At 44.6% G+C, this 17,357-nt stretch carries 16 protein-coding genes; 10 read left to right on the forward strand and 6 right to left on the reverse strand.

The features are described from left to right. Nucleotides 1-5 precede the first annotated feature (5 nt). Together R7Q48_RS04555 and R7Q48_RS04560 are read right to left on the reverse strand one after the other, a co-directional pair. Nucleotides 6-806 carry a MerR family transcriptional regulator gene (locus R7Q48_RS04555; protein WP_005375142.1) on the reverse strand — a complete coding sequence of 267 codons (801 nt, stop codon included), beginning with the start codon at nt 804-806 and terminating at the stop codon, nt 6-8. Continuing rightward, nucleotides 796-1,746 (reverse strand): YbgA family protein, encoded by a 951-nt coding sequence (locus R7Q48_RS04560; RefSeq protein ID WP_005383935.1) that lies wholly within the window; start codon nt 1,744-1,746, stop codon nt 796-798. Before R7Q48_RS04560 ends, R7Q48_RS04555 begins: the two co-directional genes overlap by 11 nt. Before the next feature lie 398 nt (nt 1,747-2,144). On the opposite strand from R7Q48_RS04560, the gene deoD reads away from it, so the two are divergent. From deoD to R7Q48_RS04605, 9 genes are all read left to right on the forward strand, one after another. Beyond that, entirely contained in the window at nt 2,145-2,855 is a 711-nt protein-coding gene (deoD, locus tag R7Q48_RS04565; RefSeq protein WP_005375140.1) for a purine-nucleoside phosphorylase, read from the forward strand. A gap of 70 nt (nt 2,856-2,925) precedes the next feature. Next, nucleotides 2,926-4,395 carry a lactate dehydrogenase gene (locus R7Q48_RS04570; RefSeq protein WP_256903363.1) on the forward strand — a complete coding sequence of 490 codons (1,470 nt, stop codon included), beginning with the start codon at nt 2,926-2,928 and terminating at the stop codon, nt 4,393-4,395. A gap of 166 nt (nt 4,396-4,561) precedes the next feature. Next, nucleotides 4,562-6,046 carry a hypothetical protein gene (locus tag R7Q48_RS04575; RefSeq protein ID WP_054729922.1) on the forward strand — a complete coding sequence of 495 codons (1,485 nt, stop codon included), beginning with the start codon at nt 4,562-4,564 and terminating at the stop codon, nt 6,044-6,046. Further along, on the forward strand, nt 6,030-7,613 hold the full coding sequence (locus R7Q48_RS04580) for a GGDEF domain-containing protein (protein ID WP_256903364.1): 1,584 nt from the start codon (nt 6,030-6,032) through the stop codon (nt 7,611-7,613). The genes R7Q48_RS04575 and R7Q48_RS04580 overlap by 17 nt, the downstream gene beginning before the upstream one ends. Nucleotides 7,614-7,858: 245 nt before the next feature. After that, nucleotides 7,859-8,239: a DUF3302 domain-containing protein gene (locus R7Q48_RS04585; RefSeq protein WP_005375135.1), complete on the forward strand. Its 381-nt coding sequence runs from the start codon at nt 7,859-7,861 to the stop codon at nt 8,237-8,239. Further along, entirely contained in the window at nt 8,239-9,369 is a 1,131-nt protein-coding gene (locus R7Q48_RS04590; RefSeq protein ID WP_005375134.1) for an HlyD family secretion protein, read from the forward strand. Before R7Q48_RS04585 ends, R7Q48_RS04590 begins: the two co-directional genes overlap by 1 nt. 335 nt (nt 9,370-9,704) lie before the next feature. Next, the gene (locus tag R7Q48_RS04595) at nt 9,705-10,253 is read left to right on the forward strand and encodes an ECF-type riboflavin transporter substrate-binding protein (protein ID WP_005375133.1); all 549 of its coding nucleotides are present in this window, start codon (nt 9,705-9,707) and stop codon (nt 10,251-10,253) included. A gap of 6 nt (nt 10,254-10,259) precedes the next feature. After that, nucleotides 10,260-11,999: an ABC transporter ATP-binding protein gene (locus tag R7Q48_RS04600; protein ID WP_005375132.1), complete on the forward strand. Its 1,740-nt coding sequence runs from the start codon at nt 10,260-10,262 to the stop codon at nt 11,997-11,999. Next, nucleotides 11,996-12,835 (forward strand): energy-coupling factor transporter transmembrane component T family protein, encoded by an 840-nt coding sequence (locus R7Q48_RS04605; protein WP_005383942.1) that lies wholly within the window; start codon nt 11,996-11,998, stop codon nt 12,833-12,835. The genes R7Q48_RS04600 and R7Q48_RS04605 overlap by 4 nt, the downstream gene beginning before the upstream one ends. A gap of 122 nt (nt 12,836-12,957) precedes the next feature. Here R7Q48_RS04605 and R7Q48_RS04610 read toward each other — a convergent pair whose 3' ends face one another. From R7Q48_RS04610 to napG, 4 genes are all read right to left on the reverse strand, one after another. After that, nucleotides 12,958-13,239 carry a YrhK family protein gene (locus tag R7Q48_RS04610; protein ID WP_025768568.1) on the reverse strand — a complete coding sequence of 94 codons (282 nt, stop codon included), beginning with the start codon at nt 13,237-13,239 and terminating at the stop codon, nt 12,958-12,960. Nucleotides 13,240-13,445: 206 nt separating this feature from the next. After that, on the reverse strand, nt 13,446-14,627 hold the full coding sequence (locus R7Q48_RS04615) for an MFS transporter (protein WP_318132183.1): 1,182 nt from the start codon (nt 14,625-14,627) through the stop codon (nt 13,446-13,448). Between the two features lie 199 nt (nt 14,628-14,826). Continuing rightward, the gene (napH, locus tag R7Q48_RS04620) at nt 14,827-15,681 is read right to left on the reverse strand and encodes a quinol dehydrogenase ferredoxin subunit NapH (protein WP_170894191.1); all 855 of its coding nucleotides are present in this window, start codon (nt 15,679-15,681) and stop codon (nt 14,827-14,829) included. Continuing rightward, complete coding sequence (napG, locus tag R7Q48_RS04625; RefSeq protein WP_064376387.1) at nt 15,681-16,451, reverse strand: ferredoxin-type protein NapG; 771 nt, start codon at nt 16,449-16,451, stop codon at nt 15,681-15,683. Before napG ends, napH begins: the two co-directional genes overlap by 1 nt. 394 nt (nt 16,452-16,845) lie before the next feature. Here napG and R7Q48_RS04630 point away from each other — a divergent pair, with 394 nt between their 5' ends. Beyond that, on the forward strand, nt 16,846-17,346 hold the full coding sequence (locus R7Q48_RS04630) for a GNAT family N-acetyltransferase (RefSeq protein ID WP_017820512.1): 501 nt from the start codon (nt 16,846-16,848) through the stop codon (nt 17,344-17,346). Nucleotides 17,347-17,357: the final 11 nt, after the last annotated feature.

Consider the following 17,357-nt stretch of genomic DNA (forward strand, 5'->3'; position numbering starts at 1 on the left):
GTCTACTAAGTTAGGTGTAATTTCTCTATCACTTCAGAGCACCCCATCCGATCACCTAGCTGTGCGTGAAGCATTTTGATGGACGCTACTTGTTTAGCAGCTAGTGCTTTATTGGAGAAAAGGTAGATAAACGAACCATTTTCAATGACCTCATGATCTAGTAGACCAGAAACATCATCAACCTTATCGATCAAAGTCGTGTGATACCCTTGTTCACAAAGCTTCGCTGCTTGAATCCAACTCTCAGATTCTCTGTTTTGTTCAAAGCTAATGAGCAGACACTTTCCTTTGGAAGCGGCTTTGTTTTCAGAATCGATTACAAGGGCAAGTCGAGTGATTAAACAAGTCTGAAATAACCCCACCTGCAAGGATCGCAACGATCCTTTTACCATATCTAGCGCATCAAATACTGGGCTAATAAACTGATCAATAACGAGTTTTAGTGGGTACTCTTTAAGAACAGAGGCAAGTAAACTCTCTGCTTTTCCTCGATTCAGGGTAGACAGCGCAAGCAGCATGTTTTCAACTTCTTCGAGTGTGCGAACCTCGTTTTTGACTTCGACATCGGCGCTTTTTCCTAGCAGCCCCTTCACTTTACCAATCGAAATCCCCTTCGCGAGCCAGCTCTGGACTTCGCGAATCGTATCGAGATCTTGCTGGCGATAAAGTCTGTGTCCTTTTTCAGTTCGCTGAGGTTGGATCAAGTTGTATCTTCGTTGCCAAGCTCTCAGCGTAACTGGTTTTACACCCGTGATTTCTGCGACATCTCGGATCGCGTATAGTTTTTCTTCTGAACTACAAACCATAGCGTAATCTCATCTCCTGCGGATACGGTTCTAAAAACTTCTGTTTTGATAAATACTCGTCTGGGTAAGTATTTAAGTAATGCTTAATCAACGTAAGTGGTGCTAGCAGAGGCAGCATTCCAATACGGTAGTCGTGAATCACTGTCGCTAACTCTTCTTTTTCTTCTTTAGTTAGTGAGCGTTTGAAGTACCCTTGTAAATGCATCAACACATTTGTGTTATTTTTGCGGCTAGCCCGATTCGTTAACGCCTTCATCAGTCCTAAACGATACTCTTGGTAAAAGTCTTCAATTTCATAATTAGCGACATCGGCAACTAAGCGGCCAAGGGATCGGTATGACTCTGGGTGGTGTGCCATTAACGTCAGTTTGTAGCGCGAATGAAAGTCGATGATTTTGCCACGAGTAGGCTCACCATCCATCGAGTCGTAAAAGTCATTTAGACAAAATACTCGAGTAATAAAATTTTCTTTCAATACAGGGTCGTTAAGTCTGCCATCCTCTTCAACAGGCAACCAAGGCATTTTTTGCATCAATGTTTGTGTATACAAGCCAACACCTTCTTTCGCAGCACTGTTCTTGCTGTAAACCTTGACTCGCTCCATGCCACAAGTTGGTGACTTGGCACAAACGATGTAACCACAAAGCTGCTCGCTTTGAAGTTCATCTACTTTATTGGCCGAGTAAGTGAGCATATTGTCGGTATGATCATTTTCTGGATTTTTGGTTTCAACCAATGCAACACGCTCTTCATTAGAAACAAGACGAATTGTTGGACGGGGTACTGGCATACCTACGCCGACTTCAGGGCATACCGAAACAAAGTCAAAATACGGGCTGAGCTCTTTAGTCACAAAGTTGCTCACCTTATGACCAGAGTCAAAACGCACTCGTTCACCCAAAACACACGAACTGATACCTACTTTGATTGAAGATTCCATGATGACGCATCCCTATACAAAAAGTTTTGTTGTATAACTTATAGCAAGCCTTTCCAGATTGTACAAGAAAATAAGTTGTACAATTTAATCGTTTTACTTCACTCGAAAGTATTTCGATCAACCAGCTTTCAGAAAAAAGTTTGGCCCAAAAACAAAGAATTTGTGCGCGCAATCGACAAACTGCTCAAAAGCAAATCGATTGCTCTTTTGGTTTCAACAGATTTAGTTATCAATAGGAGTTGCAGTTTCTAAATGCGTGGTTTTTGTGACTAAGCTCTCAAGGGGCTACTGTACGTCCCGATATTATTGCCTCAACGAAAACGAACAAGTTCAACAGAATTGGTAATAGCGTTCTATAATAGAGGCGTTTTATCAAAACAAAACTTTGGAGAGCACTTATGGCAACCCCACACATTAACGCACAACCAGGTGATTTCGCTGAAACAGTTCTGATGCCAGGCGACCCGTTGCGCGCTAAATACATCGCTGAAACGTTCCTAGAAGATGTGAAACAAGTTTGTGACGTTCGCAACATGTTCGGCTTTACTGGCACTTACAAAGGCAAAAAAGTTTCTGTAATGGGCCACGGCATGGGTATCCCGTCTTGCTGTATCTACGTACACGAGCTAATCGCTGAATACGGCGTGAAAAACGTTATCCGTGTGGGTAGCTGTGGTGCAGTACGTGACGACGTGAAACTAATGGACGTTGTTATCGGTATGGGTGCTTCTACAGACTCTAAAGTTAACCGTATCCGTTTCAACAACCACGATTTCGCAGCAATCGCTGATTACGGTCTTCTAGAAGAAGCAGTTAACCAAGCACGCGCTCAGGAAGTGCCTGTAAAAGTAGGTAACGTATTCTCTGCAGACCTGTTCTACACACCAGAAGCAGACATCTTCGAGAAGATGGAAAAACTAGGCATCCTAGGTGTAGACATGGAAGCGGCTGGTATCTACGGCGTAGCAGCTGACCTAGGCGCGAAAGCACTGACTATCCTGACAGTTTCTGACCACATCATCCGTGGTGAAAAACTAAGCTCAGAAGAGCGTCAGAAGTCGTTCAACGACATGATGAAAGTTGCACTAGAAACTGCAATCAACATCTAAGAACAAATAGTAAGTAATAATTTGCAGCCAGAGTTATGCTGGCTGCCCGAATTATCCCGAGGGGGCGATTGTGTCTAACGGCGAACTGCCAAAAGACGCAGATGGGTTACAACTCAACTTTTGTAAAACATTGGCGTGTGACAACTTTGGATTGAGTGATGCAAAGCGTTACGTTCTGCAACATGCGAACCCTAAGCGTCCGGCGATGGTATGCCGTGAATGTGGAGCTTTCCCCCCCTTACTTAATAATCGCGATGTCGTGAACGAACTTCATCGCCTGCGGCACGTCCACAGTGACGGGTTGCCTGCTTGCCGTAATGATGATTGCGACAACTTTGGACTTTCTGTCCACACTCACAAACACCTCTATCACGCTTTCGGTTACAGTGGCGATCGCCAACGTTACCGCTGTAAAGTGTGTCAAAGTACCTTTGTCGACAAGTGGTCTGGTGCCAACAAGAAGCTTCAGTTTCAAGAGAACTTGATGGGCTTGTTGTTTACGGGATATTCCGTACGAGAAATCTGCCGCAAGCTTAGTATTAACCCAAAAACCTTTTACGATCATGTTGACCATATAGCTAGCCGCTGCCGCCGTAAGCTGGCAACCATTGATGCGCGCTGGGTAAACCACGCAACGCATTATGAATTGGCCTCAAACTATATTGCATTGCAACCGAACAGCAATAACGGTGTGTATTGGATTGTTTCTGGCGAAGCGCATTCTGGCTATATTCTTTGCCAGCACGTCAATTATTCCGCTGATGAAGAGCCAATCGCAACGCTCGATCATAACCCTTACGATGAGGTGTCTCGTTTTGTTTCCCAGGAGTACGTAGCGGAAGCAAGTGAGCCGCTTGCGGAACCTTCTCATCACCTCAGAGAGCGAATTGACCAAAAATACCAAACAATTTTGGCTCGCGGTAACGTAGAAGACCCTCTTGGTAATCTATCTGTATTTCATTACCCTTCAAAAGGGGCATTAGTCCGTCCGCCATACACCTCGTATGCACACTATTTGCACGTACTTGATATGTGCTGCCCAAACAAACGTGTATCTCTATACATGCCTCAAGATCCCCTACTACGTTCAGCTGCACTGAGCGTTTGTTTACCTCGTATTAAAGAGAAAAGTGTCGACTTGATGTACGTAGAAGAGGACGCTAGTTGGAACATGAGCACTCCCTTTGGCAAAGTCGATATCGCCTATATGAGTTGGTGGCGCGATCGTTGGGCAATCTCTAGTCAAAACGAAAACCACAAAGGCATTTGCTACCTCGCTGGCGATCAAAATGAGCCTGAAAAATGGTTTAACGTTGCGACAACTCGTCATGTGAAGTTTTATCAAAACCGCTTTCAGATTCTTTTCGAAAGCTTCATTAACGAGCCACGTCGCAAATTACGACCTGCTGGTATTTTACCTCTTTTAGATATATTCAGAGCTTGGCATAATTTGTGCTATCAGGATAAACAAGGTCTTACCGCTGCACAAAGGTTGGAAGTCTCTGATGCACCTTTGACAATCAAACAGCTCCTATCGTAGCTATTCTATTGGTAATTTAGATGTAGTAATTAGGGGTTGTAACGGTATACATTACGGCCCCTGATCGTTTACCAAAACGTTATCCGCATCGCTTTGGTAAAGAAACATGCATCTAACCACTTAATATTAGGTGTGATTTCCAGTTCGATAGTCATGGATGTGAACGTTGGATAAAAACCAAATTCAGCTAGAAGATGATCTCACTAAGCTTAAAGGCCAAATAAAATCGGCCCCTAAACATACCTTTAATGTTGCGCAGCAATATCGTATCCGCGCGGAACAAATTTTATTTGTGGACGGAGAGATCAAAGCCTTACTCATCATGGCGCAATGCTGTTGGTGCCTAATGGATTACCGACAAGGCTTAAAACTCGTCAAAGACGCTTACAGCAAACAAACACAGCTTGAAACCGACGATCATCTCCCGGAAATTCTCCATCTTTTTGCACTCCAATATTGGGGCCAAGCAAAGTATTATTCCGCGCAACAATATTGGATTAATGCGCTCGAACAATCTGCTCTTGTTGATGATGTTGAAATTCAAATCGAATCTCTAATTGGGCTTGGTAATGTATGGCGCATCACTAATGAACACCAACTTGCCGCTTCAACTCATGAGTTAGCCGTTAAAGTGGCAAACAATGTTCGTATTGCTTGGCTAGAAGGCAAAGCGCGCATCCTATTAGCTTGGGACTATTACTTACTAAATAAGTTTGTCGAGATGCTTACGGTACTGGATGGAGCAACCGAAGTATTAAAAGATCATGATGACAGTACGTGGCAAGCCGAGATCTGGGACTTTAAAGGGTTAGCACTGCTTGGACTAGAACGCCTTGATGCGGCCGAAGAAGCCACCCAAAAAGCCCACCAGCTTGCCATTGAGCATGACCTCGTTTGGATGAAAGCACACTCTTTTATTAGCCGAGCAAGACTTGAGCTTTTGCGCCAAAATACAGACAGCGCTGCCAAGTTGCTACTTGCAGCAGAAGAGTCTGCACTCAGTTTCGACCACGGTGAGCTACTCAGCCAAATTTGCTTCCAACAATCACGAGTCGCTGAAGAACAAGGTGACTTTGAGTCTGCGTTTAACGCGTTCAAGAAATACCGTAAGCACGCACTCAAAATGCTCAAAGAACAAACTCATCGAATCAGCATGGATAAAGCAAGAGGCTCTAAACGCCAACTAGAGCAGCGAGCACGTAAGCTGATCAATCATATTCGCTCTCAACACGAATACGACCCTGAAAAACAGTTCTCTAATGTCGTTTCTGAGACCTACTGGTGGGAACAGTTAGTTTTGTTTAAAACGGAGCTCAAACGCTCTAACCACGCCATCATTATGATTCAGCATTCAAACCCTGAAGTTCTCGATGTTTGTACCGAGCTCGTTCATGCATTGACAACCTCCAGCGACCTCATCTCGAGAATTTCCAGTAACAGGCTAGCAATGTTAATTGCAGAAAAAGGTCAAGCAGCAGAAGAGGTCTACCGCACTGTCCAAGCGATGTTAGACATCTATCCATGGAAGCGACGCGGAATCAAAGGCCCTAAACCGATACTGTATTTGCAAGATATCCTGACCTTCCCATTCACGTTAGAACAGCTCGAAGAAAGTTATATTGAGGTAATGAAGAATGGAACAACTGCTTAGCAAGGTGACTGACGCAGGTATCGATCCTTCTTCCGTTTCAGGTGAAGAAGCGATTACGCTATGGGAACACATAGGGTTACATATTGCGTCAACAAACCGAGAGAAAGCGCATTGCTATATCATTAGCGCCGAGTATCGAAGAGAGATCAAACAGCTCAACGACAGCATTAGTGAATTGAAACAAGCGCTTGAGTTGCTTGTTTTACCAGAGGATGTAGAAGATATTCTTTCTGTGAAAGCAAGCTTGAGTGAGCGTTTAGTTGAAGTAGGTGACTACAATGCGGCATTAACCGAGTATGTTGCTTCAACCAATATCGCCGTCGAGTACGGCTATATTGATGAGTACGTATTGGCCATTATTGGAATGGGTAATTTGTGCGATGCCTATGGGGATCACCAACGTGCATTACGTTATTATCAAAAAATAGATGCTATCGATCACGCTATTGGCAGTCGATCCCTACGCCTTCGTTACAAGCTGTACATGCTTGCCTGTTATATCAGCTTGAACCGTACCGCAGACGCCAAAGAGCTATTGAGTGAATGTGAAGAACTGAGCATTCTCGTCAGTGATAAAAACCTCGCCGCACAAATTCACCTCTACCGAGCCAAATTACATCGTCTGCAAGAAGACTACCCCAATGCGTTGCTGGCTATTTCGAATGTTCAGTATACAACGGGTAGTGCCACGACATACTGGTTATCCACGATGGTCAAAATTGAGACTGCGTATTGTCTAAACGGTGTAGGGCACACTTCTTTAGCTAATTTAACGTTGGACTCCATCAGTAAAAGGATTCAAAAGCAGCTATCTCCTATCGTTACTCAGCATTTTTATAACGCGATGAGTCAAGTTTACGCCTCTCAAGGGTTGTATCAAGAAGCATTAAATTGTGAAAAAAAAGCGCATAGAATCGAATCTGATCTTGTAAAACATATTCCGATCGGTGAGTTAGGGTCTGCTCAACTACGCCGACTTTCACGCTTTGAGTTACAACTCAAACTCATTTTGTCAGAGCTAGAAAACAAAGAACTAAAAGAAACCACCAAGCAGCATAAAAATACTGTTGCTCAGCTACAGCAGGACGTCTTTACCGATCCACTTACGTCTTTACACAACCGACGCTGGTTAGAAGTTAAACTAAAAGATCTACTTCTGCACGATACTGCATTTGCATTGATGGTCATCGATATCGATCACTTCAAATCCATCAATGACGAACTAAGCCACTTGGTGGGCGACAAAGCGATCAAAAGTGTGTCACAGGAACTGGCGTCCTACTTCAGATTTAAAGGCGCATCGTGCGTACGATTTGGTGGTGAAGAGTTCCTCGTGATCCTTGAGAATACCCAACTGGAACACGCAGAAATGCATGCCGAGAATTATCGTGAACGGATTTATCAATATGGTTGGGACGATATTCTTGGTGAACGGGGGCTGACCGTATCCATAGGGATTACCTTGCATCGAGAAGGCGAGAATACTCAGCGAACTTTTTATCGTGCAGACAAAGCTCTTTATCGCGCCAAAGCCAATGGCAGAAACCAAGTCTGTACCGAACTTTAAACCATGCCCCCGGTTGATATCTGGGGCTTTAGTATACTTGTTACTTATCCTTCCTATATCACTTCACTGCTTGTTTAAATAAGTACTCAGCAACACCTTAACTGTCAATGAACATCAGTGGATACTTACATCGCATAAACATAATTCCTACATAAAAACCGCTTGATTCATCTGTAGTTAAGACAAATACTTAAATTGTTAATTTACGTAGATTTTCCATTTCGCAATACACACAGGTAGGTAAGATGTTTCTAGACTATTTTGCACTTGGGTTACTCATCTTCGTTGCTTTAGTGATCTTTTACGGAATCATTGTCATCCATGATATTCCATATGAAATCGCCAAAGAGAGAGAGCACCCGCACCAAGACGCAATTCACTACGCTGGCTGGGTCAGCCTTTTCACTTTGCATGCGCTGTGGCCATTTTTATGGATCTGGGCAACATTATGGCGCAAGGAACGCGGCTGGGGTTTTAAACAACTAGAACAAGAAACACACGACATTCATCACCGCCTTGAAGAACTCATCGATGAAGTCAACGAACTCAAAAACGAAGTATCGATGTTGAAACAACAAAAGATTCAGCAAAAGCCTTTGCCTGAACAAAGTAAAGAGGACGAATAATGGACTTATTGCTGATTCTGACTTACGCAGCTCTTTGTATTGCCATTTTTAAAATTTTCAATATTCCTCTAAACAAATGGACCGTTCCAACCGCCGTACTTGGCGGCGTAGTGTTAGTGGGCACACTCGTGCTGCTTATGAACTACAACCACCCATTTACTCAATTGGGTAACCAAGTGTTCCCGACTACGCCTATCGTCTCTGGCGTGCGTGGCCGCGTGGTGGAAGTGCCAGTCCAGGCCAACCAACCGCTCAAAACGGGCGATATTCTTTTCAAAATCGATCCTGTGCCTTTTGAAGCAGAAGTTGCTCGCCTGGAAGCGAAAGTCAAAGAAGCAAGCCAAGGTGCGTTGGGCTTAGAGTCTGATCTAAGAGAGGCAGAAGCTGCTGTATTGAAAGCGCAAGCGGACAGAGATAAAGCACAAAGGGAATTTAGCCGATATCAAAGGGGCTTTGATCGTGGCGCGTTTACTGAACAAGATTTGGATACTCGACGCCAAGCGTATAAAGCGGCAGAAGCCATGTTAGACGTTGCGATTTTGCAACAAGAACAAGCGCAAATCGCTCTGGACTCTGAAATCGGAGGCGAAAATACCCAAGTCGCGCAACTTCTTGCCGAGCTGCGTAAAGCAGAGTTTAACCTAGAGCAAACCGTCGTTCGTGCGCCAACCGATGGTTACGTTACGCAATTGGCTTTGCGTCCTGGTGTTATGGCTGTGCCGTTGCCACTTGCCCCGGCAATGACCTTCGTACATACCGAAGACATTACGTACACCGCGGCATTCAGACAGAACTCATTACAACGCTTGAAGCCAGGCTTTGAAGCAGAATTTATGTTCCGCGCAATTCCGGGCAAAGTGTTCCGTGGCGAAGTCATTGACGTGATTCCAGCCATTGGTGAAAGCCAAATTCAAGCGCGAGGCGCTCTGCTTGGGACTGATGCCTTGCGCACGAGCGGACGTGTTTTTGCGAAGCTGAAAATTACCGACGACTTGAGTGGATACCACCTACCAATGGGTACTGCGGTTGAAGTTGCAGTTTATTCAGACAGCTTTACTCACGTATCAGTGATGCGCAAAGTTCTTATTCGTATGAAGAGCTGGCAGAACTATTTATACCTCGACCATTAATGAACATATAGCGCATTCATTTATCGGTAAAAATAACATCAAACCGTGTAATCAGGGGCTGACGATCAGCCCCTGATTCATTCTAGCCATCCAGATAGATAGCATTCCCACTTTTATTAATATTCTGTATAATGCGCGCCTTATTTTTAATGCTTGCTAAAACCAAAGCCAGTCAAAGGGATGCGTGAATCAAATCACACATTTCCTGAAGAAAAATAGAGCAAACAATAAGCAGCTTGGTTGTTTTGAATATATGTTACACAATCAAATAACTAACGCTTTCCGACAAATCAATTAAACGTTCTTTAAAATCGACTATTGAACTGAGGTTATCTATGAATCTTTCCGCTAAAACTGTTGTGGTTATTGCAATCGGTGCTGCTCTTTACGGTATCGGCGGCTTACCTATGTTTGGCATCCCTGTGTTTGCAAACACAACGCTAAAACCAGCCATGGCAGTATTAGCATTGTTCTCAGTACTATTTGGACCACTTGTTGGCTTCTTGGTTGGTTTTATTGGTCACTGGGTTACTGACCTATTTGCTGGTTGGGGCGTATGGCTCACTTGGGTACTTGGTTCAGGTATTGTTGGTTTGATTATCGGTCTATTCCCTTCTCTAACGCGCTACCGTTTGGAGAAAGGTGATTTCAATATGAAAGACTTCGCGTTATTCGTAGTACTTGCGCTATTAGGCAACGTATTTGGTTACGGTTGCTCTGCATTCCTCGACACGATTTTATACGCAGAACCGTTCACTAAAGTGTTTACCCAGCTTTCTATTATCGCGATCGGTAACACCATTCTTATTGCTATTGTTGGCTTCTTCATTCTTAAGTCTGTCGCTAAACGTAACAAGCAAAGCCGTAACTTAACAGAGGCTTAATGTCGAATGACAATCGAATTTTCTAACTTCTCTTTTAGATATGAGTCGCTGGACAAACCGACGCTAAAAAATATCAATCTAAGGATAGAGAAAGGAGAGAAAATCGTCATTATCGGTCCAAGTGGTAGTGGTAAATCTACCCTTGGGCAATGTCTTAACGGACTGATCCCACACGCAATCAAAGGGGAAACCAGTGGAACATTGACCATCAATGGTCAAGACACCGCCCCTTTCGACATGCACCAATACACTGAGCAAGTTGGCACCGTACTGCAAGATACGGACAGCCAATTTGTCGGTTTGAGCATTGGCGAAGACATTGCATTTGCGCTGGAGAACCAGCTAACTTCAAATATCGACATGTACCCATTGGTCAAAGCCACGGCCAAAATGGTCGACTTGGAACAGATGCTAGAACGCTCACCCCACGATTTATCTGGCGGGCAGAAACAGCGTGTTTCTTTGGCGGGCATTCTCGTCGATGATGTCGATATCCTTTTGTTTGATGAACCACTAGCTGCGCTTGACCCTAAAACGGGTAAAAAAACCATCGAGATCATCGATGATCTACACCGCGAAACGGGCAAAACCATCGTAATCATTGAGCATCGTCTTGAAGACGTTCTGCATTGCTCAGTTGACCGTATTATCTTGATGGAAAGCGGCAAAATCATTGCCGATACAACGCCAGATGAAATTTTAGCGTCGCCTCTGCTAGAAGATTACGGCATCCGCGAACCGCTTTATATTTCAGCACTGAAAGAAGCAGGCTGCGCGATTGAGGGCGATGCAAAACCTTCTAGCTTAACTACCTTACCGTTGGAGCAATATAAACCGGCAGTACAAGCATGGTTTGATGGTTCAAAAGCACAACCGCCCAAAACGCCAGCCGAGACTTTGCTTGAAGTCCGTGGCCTCACCTATTCTTACGACGGTGAGAAAAACGCGTTAGAAGACGTGAGTTTTGACATCAAGCGTGGCGAGTTTGTCTCTGTACTTGGCAAAAATGGCTCGGGTAAATCGACCATCACCAAACTGATTATGGGCGTTATTGAAGCGGATAGCGGCTCAATGAGCATGAATGGTCAAGATCTTAACGAACTGACCATCTTCGAGCGCAGCCAGAAAGTGGGTGTGGTGATGCAAAACCCGAATCACATGATTTCCCATCACATGATTTTCGACGAAGTGGCCTTCGGCCTCCGTAATCGTGGCGTTGAAGAGAAACAAATCGAAGCTAAAGTACTTGAAGTCCTTGAGCTGTGCGGTTTGAGCAAATACCGTCACTGGCCAATCGAAGCATTGAGCTACGGCCAGAAAAAGCGCGTAACCATTGCGTCAATTTTGGTCTTGGAACCAGAGCTTCTGATCCTTGATGAACCGACGGCAGGTCAGGACTATCGAAACTACACGTCTATGCTGAGTTTCATCGAAAAGCTCAATCGCGAGTTGGGCGTAACCGTAATGATCATCTCTCATGACATGCATTTAGTGTTGGAATACACCTCGCGCTCTATCGTGATTGCAGACAGTAAATTAGTCGCGGATGCACCAATGACGCAGGTATTCAGCAGTCCAGAGCTACTAGACCAAGCAAACCTCACTACCACAAGTTTGTTTGAGTTGGCTACGAAAGTTGGTATCGAGGACACCAATGGCTTTATGCAGCACTTTATCAATGTAGAAAAAGCGCACCGCCAACAAAAAAGCGACGACGTAAACCAACTAGAGAAAGCGGTGGCATGAAAGACAATAAGATGAAGTTTGGTATCAACTACATCGATACCCAATCGCCACTTCATAAGTTGAATGGCATTACTAAGTTCTTGCTTTTCATTGCTTGGGTAACGGTGGTATTGACCACATTTGACTTGCGAATCATCGCGCTGTTGATCGTGCTGGGTTTGGGCTTATTGAAAATGACCAAAGTGCCCTTTCATGTCTACAAACCGCTGTTATTCGGTACAGGCACGGTATTACTGATCAATGCCCTGTTTATGTTCGCGTTAGCACCGCAACAAGGTACTGAATTCATGGGCTCATCAACGGTTTTACTCTCGTTACCCGGTAATTACTCGCTCACTCAAGAGACGTTGTTTTACCTAGTAACAGTGACGTTGAAATACTTCAGCATGTTTCCAATCGCGTTGGTGTTTGTATTTACCACTCACCCGACGGAGTTTTCAGCCAGCTTGAACCGCTTGGGTGTACCTTACAAAATCGCCTATGCCGTAAGCTTAACGCTGCGCTACTTGCCGGAAGTGAAAAAGGACTTTGTTAACATCATGCACGCGCAACAAGCACGCGGAGTAGAACTGAGCAAGAAGGCTCCGTTGTTCAATCGTATGAAGAACGTCGCGAAGATTCTTGGACCTCTGATTTTCTCTAGTTTAGACAGAGCCGATCAAATCTCAAACGCGATGACGCTACGTGGTTTTGGCCGCCACTCCTCTCGCACTTGGTACAGCTTAAAACCACTGACCAAAGCCGATATGATCTGCATGGCTGGGATTGCGGTGATAGTGATTGCTGCGATCAGCAAGCGTGTGATGGACACACAACTGTTCTGGTATCCGTTTTAAATTCTGAAGCTTCAAACTGAACATAACGTGGTTAGTGTTGTGACCACGTTATCTTCCGTCTTTCCCCTCGATAACTCGCCTGTTGGCTTCTTGCTTGCAAGTATTCAAAAGAAGCGGTAATTTCAGCGGCTCGCTGATGTGCCAGAAAGTTGCTTATTCAAACGACCAACATGAACTAAACTCATCAGTTTTATCAGGGGCTTAATGATCAACTGCGCACTGCCTACAATGAAAAGCCAAGTACCACTTTCAATCAACGAATCATTCAAAAAGAAAAAGCTACCAATTAAAAACCAAATAGCAATGAGTAGGTCGTTTGCAGCACCTAACGCCTCATAGCGGCGCTGAATAACGATGTGACGGCTTCCTAGATCTAAATCCAACTCTCTGCCATGTATCTGCACTGTATAGCTCCCCTCTTATTGTTTCGCGTCAGTTATGCCCAAGTTATTTCGAAATACTTAGTTCTAAACCCTAACGGACGTGGCATGCATTGACAACCATTGGAGGGATTATCTATTTGCAATAAAAAGAAAAGGGCGCATAAGCACCCTTTTTAGCGAGTCTAATTACAGGTATTCGCTTTAATGATTAGATAGTGAGTACCAACTTAACTCCACTTCAACAAGCGAGTTTCGTTGCCTTCTTCCGGCTTCGCTGGAATATTGAGTGACAACAGCAAGCTCACTGCTGCCATACCAGCGCCGATGTAAAATACGCTAGCAGGTGAAACCAGCCAAATCACACCAAACGTAACAGGTATTACAACCGCCGCAATATGGTTAATCGTAAACGCAACGCCCGCGGTCGGCGCCATATCTGCTGGGTCGGCAATTTTCTGGAAGTAGGTTTTAATCGCAAGCGCTAACGCGAAAAATAGATGATCGACAACATACAATGCTGCCGCCCACTCAGCCGTTTGCACCAAACCGTACCCGACAAACACGAAGATCAAACCGACGTATTCAAACATCAACGCTTTGCGCTCACCTACAACGCCGATAAAACGGCCTATTCGCTTCGCAAACAAGAAGTTAAAGACATAGTTAATCAGGAACAGCAACGTAATATCTGCGGCGGAGTAACCAAACTTTTCTACCATCAAGAAACCAGCGAACACCGTAAAAATTTGACGGCGTGCTCCACTCATAAACGTAAGCGCATAGTATAACCAGTAACGTTTACGCAGGATGAGCTTCTTGTTCTGAGGCACTTTTGTCTTAAATTGTGGGAAGGCAAATGCCATCACCAAAATGAGCACAAAACCTAAACCACCAGCCATTAAATAGACCGTTTTAAAATCAAGTTTGAGCTGTTCGAGCGAAACCCAAATGGCGCCGTAGGTAAACAGAGAAGCCAAAGCTCCAACAGAAATAAACTTACCCAGCATTTCTGGCGCTTCTTCTTTAGATAGCCATTGTAAAGACAAAGACTGCTTGAGTGTTTCAAAGTAATGGAAGCCGGTGGACATTAACAAGGTTGTAAAAAGTAGACCGTACAAAGTGGGAAAATAACCTGTTAATGCCGTACCAAGCGTAAGCATCGCCAAAGATACGAGCATAAAGCGTTGCTCTCGGATAAACAGCAATACAAACACGGCGGTAAAGGCCAAAAAACCCGGAATTTCGCGCACACTTTGCAATAGGCCTATGTCGGCACCATCAAAGTTTGCTTTCTCTATAACAAAGTTGTTCAACAACGCCATCCAGGTAGAAAAAGCAATGGGCACGATAATGGAAATTAACAGGAGGAAATTTTGCGGCGTTCTCCAGCCGTGCGATGAGGTAGTCATGATGTTTCCTTTAAATATGAAGGCATCATCATAGCTTTAAATGTAACAAATTCGCAATATCATTATTATTTTCAACCCAGAGCAAGCTGATATGGCTGAGGAATATTGTTATGAAGATAAACATCGCACTCAATTCCTTGGCTAAGCGCGATGTTCAAGTATCAAGAGAACTAAAGCATGAGTAAATGTGCTCAGTGGCTTAATCAATGACTTTTACTGATAGGCGATTTTTAAATTCAAACACATGTTCTGGACACACATCCAAACAACGGCCACAGCTAATGCAGTTTTGATCCATAACTCGACGATCTCCCTCTTTCAAAGGCTGCCGAAGCACTTCTGGTTCTGGGCAAACGTAAAAGCAATCCATGCATTTGGTGCAATCTTCGCGCCGAACAGCAGTAACGCGCAACAGGCTTTTTCGGCCTATCACGCCATAGGTAGCCCCCAGTGGACACAAGTGCCCACACCACCCATGCTCAACCAAGAGTAAATCCAACACAAACACTAGGGCGATTAGCACCCAACCTGCGCCCATACCAAACACCAACCCGCGATGCAGTGCCGCAACTGGATCTAACCATGTCCAAAGAATCGCGCCAGATAGCGCACTGCCCAACATCAAAACAGGGATCAGCCAATAACGAATCACGGGAGACCAACGATAGCTCGCTTTAATGTTGAACTTTCGACGCAACCACGCCGCCAAGTCTGTCACGATGTTCAACGGGCACACCCAAGCACAAAATGCGCGCGGCGCCAAAATCGCGTAAAACACCACGACAATCACTACGCCTAACAACGCATTAAACTCCGGAACATGCCCTGTCGCCAAAGCTTGAAGCACGATTAACGGGTCACTTAACGGCACGGTATCGAGCAACATACTTGATGACAGATTACCAGTTAGAATTCCCAGCGTCGGCCCAGCCATAAATAGCGCAATGATGGTGAACTGACATAGCCGACGTAAAATCAAAAACCGATGCGCGCGCCACCAACCAAGCTTTTCAAGCGCTTCTTTGCCAGCATTTTGAGCTAAATTCTTTGCCATTACTTACCTCCTTTTAGCGATTCAAGCGCACCTTCCGGCACAGGCGTCTCACTAGGGAGGATATTTTCGAGTGGTTTGTCGAGCTCTTTCCAACCAAAATTGTAGTGGCTGCCCACTTTGCCTTTCGCCAAATCCGTCGGGACGACTTTAATAGCAGCGACATCCAACACGCACGCTTGTTCACACTTACCACATCCGGTACACACTTCGGAATTCACTGTAGGGATAAGTTTGGCGTGATAGCCAGTTCGATCGTTGTGAACCATCTCTAACGTGATGGCTTCATCAATCAGCGGACAAACGCGATAACAAACGTCGCATCGTAACCCTTGCCAGTTAAGGCAAGTTTCATGGTCAATAAGAACCGCTGTACCCATTCGAGCATCATCAATATCGGTTAGTTTCGGATCCAGCGCCCCACTCGGACAAGCGACAACACAAGGAATGTCTTCGCACATTTCGCAGGGAATATCGCGTGCAGTAAAGTAAGGTGAGCCAGTCGCGACGGGTGAAAGTAATGTCGCAAGTTTCAAGGTATCGTAAGGACATGCCTGAACACACAAGCCACATCGAATACAAGCTGATTCGAAATCGCCTTCCGGCAGTGCACCAGGCGGACGAATAGGCACACCTTTGGTTTCTCGAGCTTGGCTTTGTAGCGATTGTAAGCCCAATACACACGCAGCTGCGCCAACACCAGCCGCAGTTCGAGCTGTATCACGCAAAAATCGGCGCCGACTTTGCGATATTTTAGACTGAGAGGATTTCATGCTATTTCCTCAACAAAACTCCCTTATCAAGTTAAGCATAAATAGCCCTAAACGTGTCGTTTCCCTATACCTCATAGGAGGTAACCCCATCCTCTATTGATTCAAGTCAACTGACGCACAGTGCCGTCATCACAGTTTGACTAAATGCGTTTATTTACTGCGACATGAAATTCACCACGATACTCTGCAGTACGCACCATTCTCAGTACAATAATTCAACACCTTTGCAATCTATTCGCTCAATTCGATGATAAATCACTACTGAAAATTAAAAAAAGACATCATAACAAGCTAATTTAAAAGGCATTTATCCATTAAACATAAAAAAATACTATCCAAATAAGAAAACTGTGGTTAGATTAAAAATTAAAACTAAAAAGCGAAGGAGAGAGGCATGGAAATTATCGTACGTCCAACGACCGTCGAAGACGCAGCGGCACTCGTAGAAATCTATTCACAACCAAAAGCACAGCGTGAAACCCTGCAACTCCCAAAGCCTTCGCTCGCGATGTGGGTGGAAAGATTGTCAAACATACCTGATGGTGTTTATAGCTATGTCGCTGAAATTGATGGTAAAGTCGTCGGTAATATTGGCTTTCACCACTCTCTACGTCCAAGAACGATGCACACGGCATCGTTTGGCATCGGAGTACATGATAGTTTCCACGGACTTGGTATTGGTAGCAAATTGATAGAAACAGTCACTGAACTAGCAGATAACTGGTTAAATGTGAGAAGAATTCAGATAGAGGTCAATGCCGATAACGACGCCGCCATTGGGCTTTATAAAAAGCATGGATTTCAAATTGAGGGTGAAGCGATTGACGGTTCCTTCCGTGATGGTGAATTCATCAATACCTATTACATGGCGCGCATCAGACCAGGCCAAAGATAAAACAAAGCCTC

The sequence above is a fragment of the Vibrio sp. 378 genome (assembly GCF_033339435.1).

Bases quoted from the DNA above. Each gene is read 5' to 3' on its own strand.
- R7Q48_RS04555 (WP_005375142.1), bottom strand. From the start codon at position 806: ATGGTTTGTAGTTCAGAAGAAAAACTATACGCGATCCGAGATGTCGCA.
- R7Q48_RS04560 (WP_005383935.1), bottom strand. From the start codon at position 1,746: ATGGAATCTTCAATCAAAGTAGGTATCAGTTCGTGTGTTTTGGGTGAA.
- deoD (WP_005375140.1), top strand. From the start codon at position 2,145: ATGGCAACCCCACACATTAACGCACAACCAGGTGATTTCGCTGAAACA.
- R7Q48_RS04580 (WP_256903364.1), top strand. From the start codon at position 6,030: ATGGAACAACTGCTTAGCAAGGTGACTGACGCAGGTATCGATCCTTCT.
- R7Q48_RS04585 (WP_005375135.1), top strand. From the start codon at position 7,859: ATGTTTCTAGACTATTTTGCACTTGGGTTACTCATCTTCGTTGCTTTA.
- R7Q48_RS04590 (WP_005375134.1), top strand. From the start codon at position 8,239: ATGGACTTATTGCTGATTCTGACTTACGCAGCTCTTTGTATTGCCATT.
- R7Q48_RS04595 (WP_005375133.1), top strand. From the start codon at position 9,705: ATGAATCTTTCCGCTAAAACTGTTGTGGTTATTGCAATCGGTGCTGCT.
- R7Q48_RS04600 (WP_005375132.1), top strand. From the start codon at position 10,260: ATGACAATCGAATTTTCTAACTTCTCTTTTAGATATGAGTCGCTGGAC.
- R7Q48_RS04605 (WP_005383942.1), top strand. From the start codon at position 11,996: ATGAAAGACAATAAGATGAAGTTTGGTATCAACTACATCGATACCCAA.
- R7Q48_RS04615 (WP_318132183.1), bottom strand. From the start codon at position 14,627: ATGACTACCTCATCGCACGGCTGGAGAACGCCGCAAAATTTCCTCCTG.
- napH (WP_170894191.1), bottom strand. From the start codon at position 15,681: ATGGCAAAGAATTTAGCTCAAAATGCTGGCAAAGAAGCGCTTGAAAAG.
- napG (WP_064376387.1), bottom strand. From the start codon at position 16,451: ATGAAATCCTCTCAGTCTAAAATATCGCAAAGTCGGCGCCGATTTTTG.
- R7Q48_RS04630 (WP_017820512.1), top strand. From the start codon at position 16,846: ATGGAAATTATCGTACGTCCAACGACCGTCGAAGACGCAGCGGCACTC.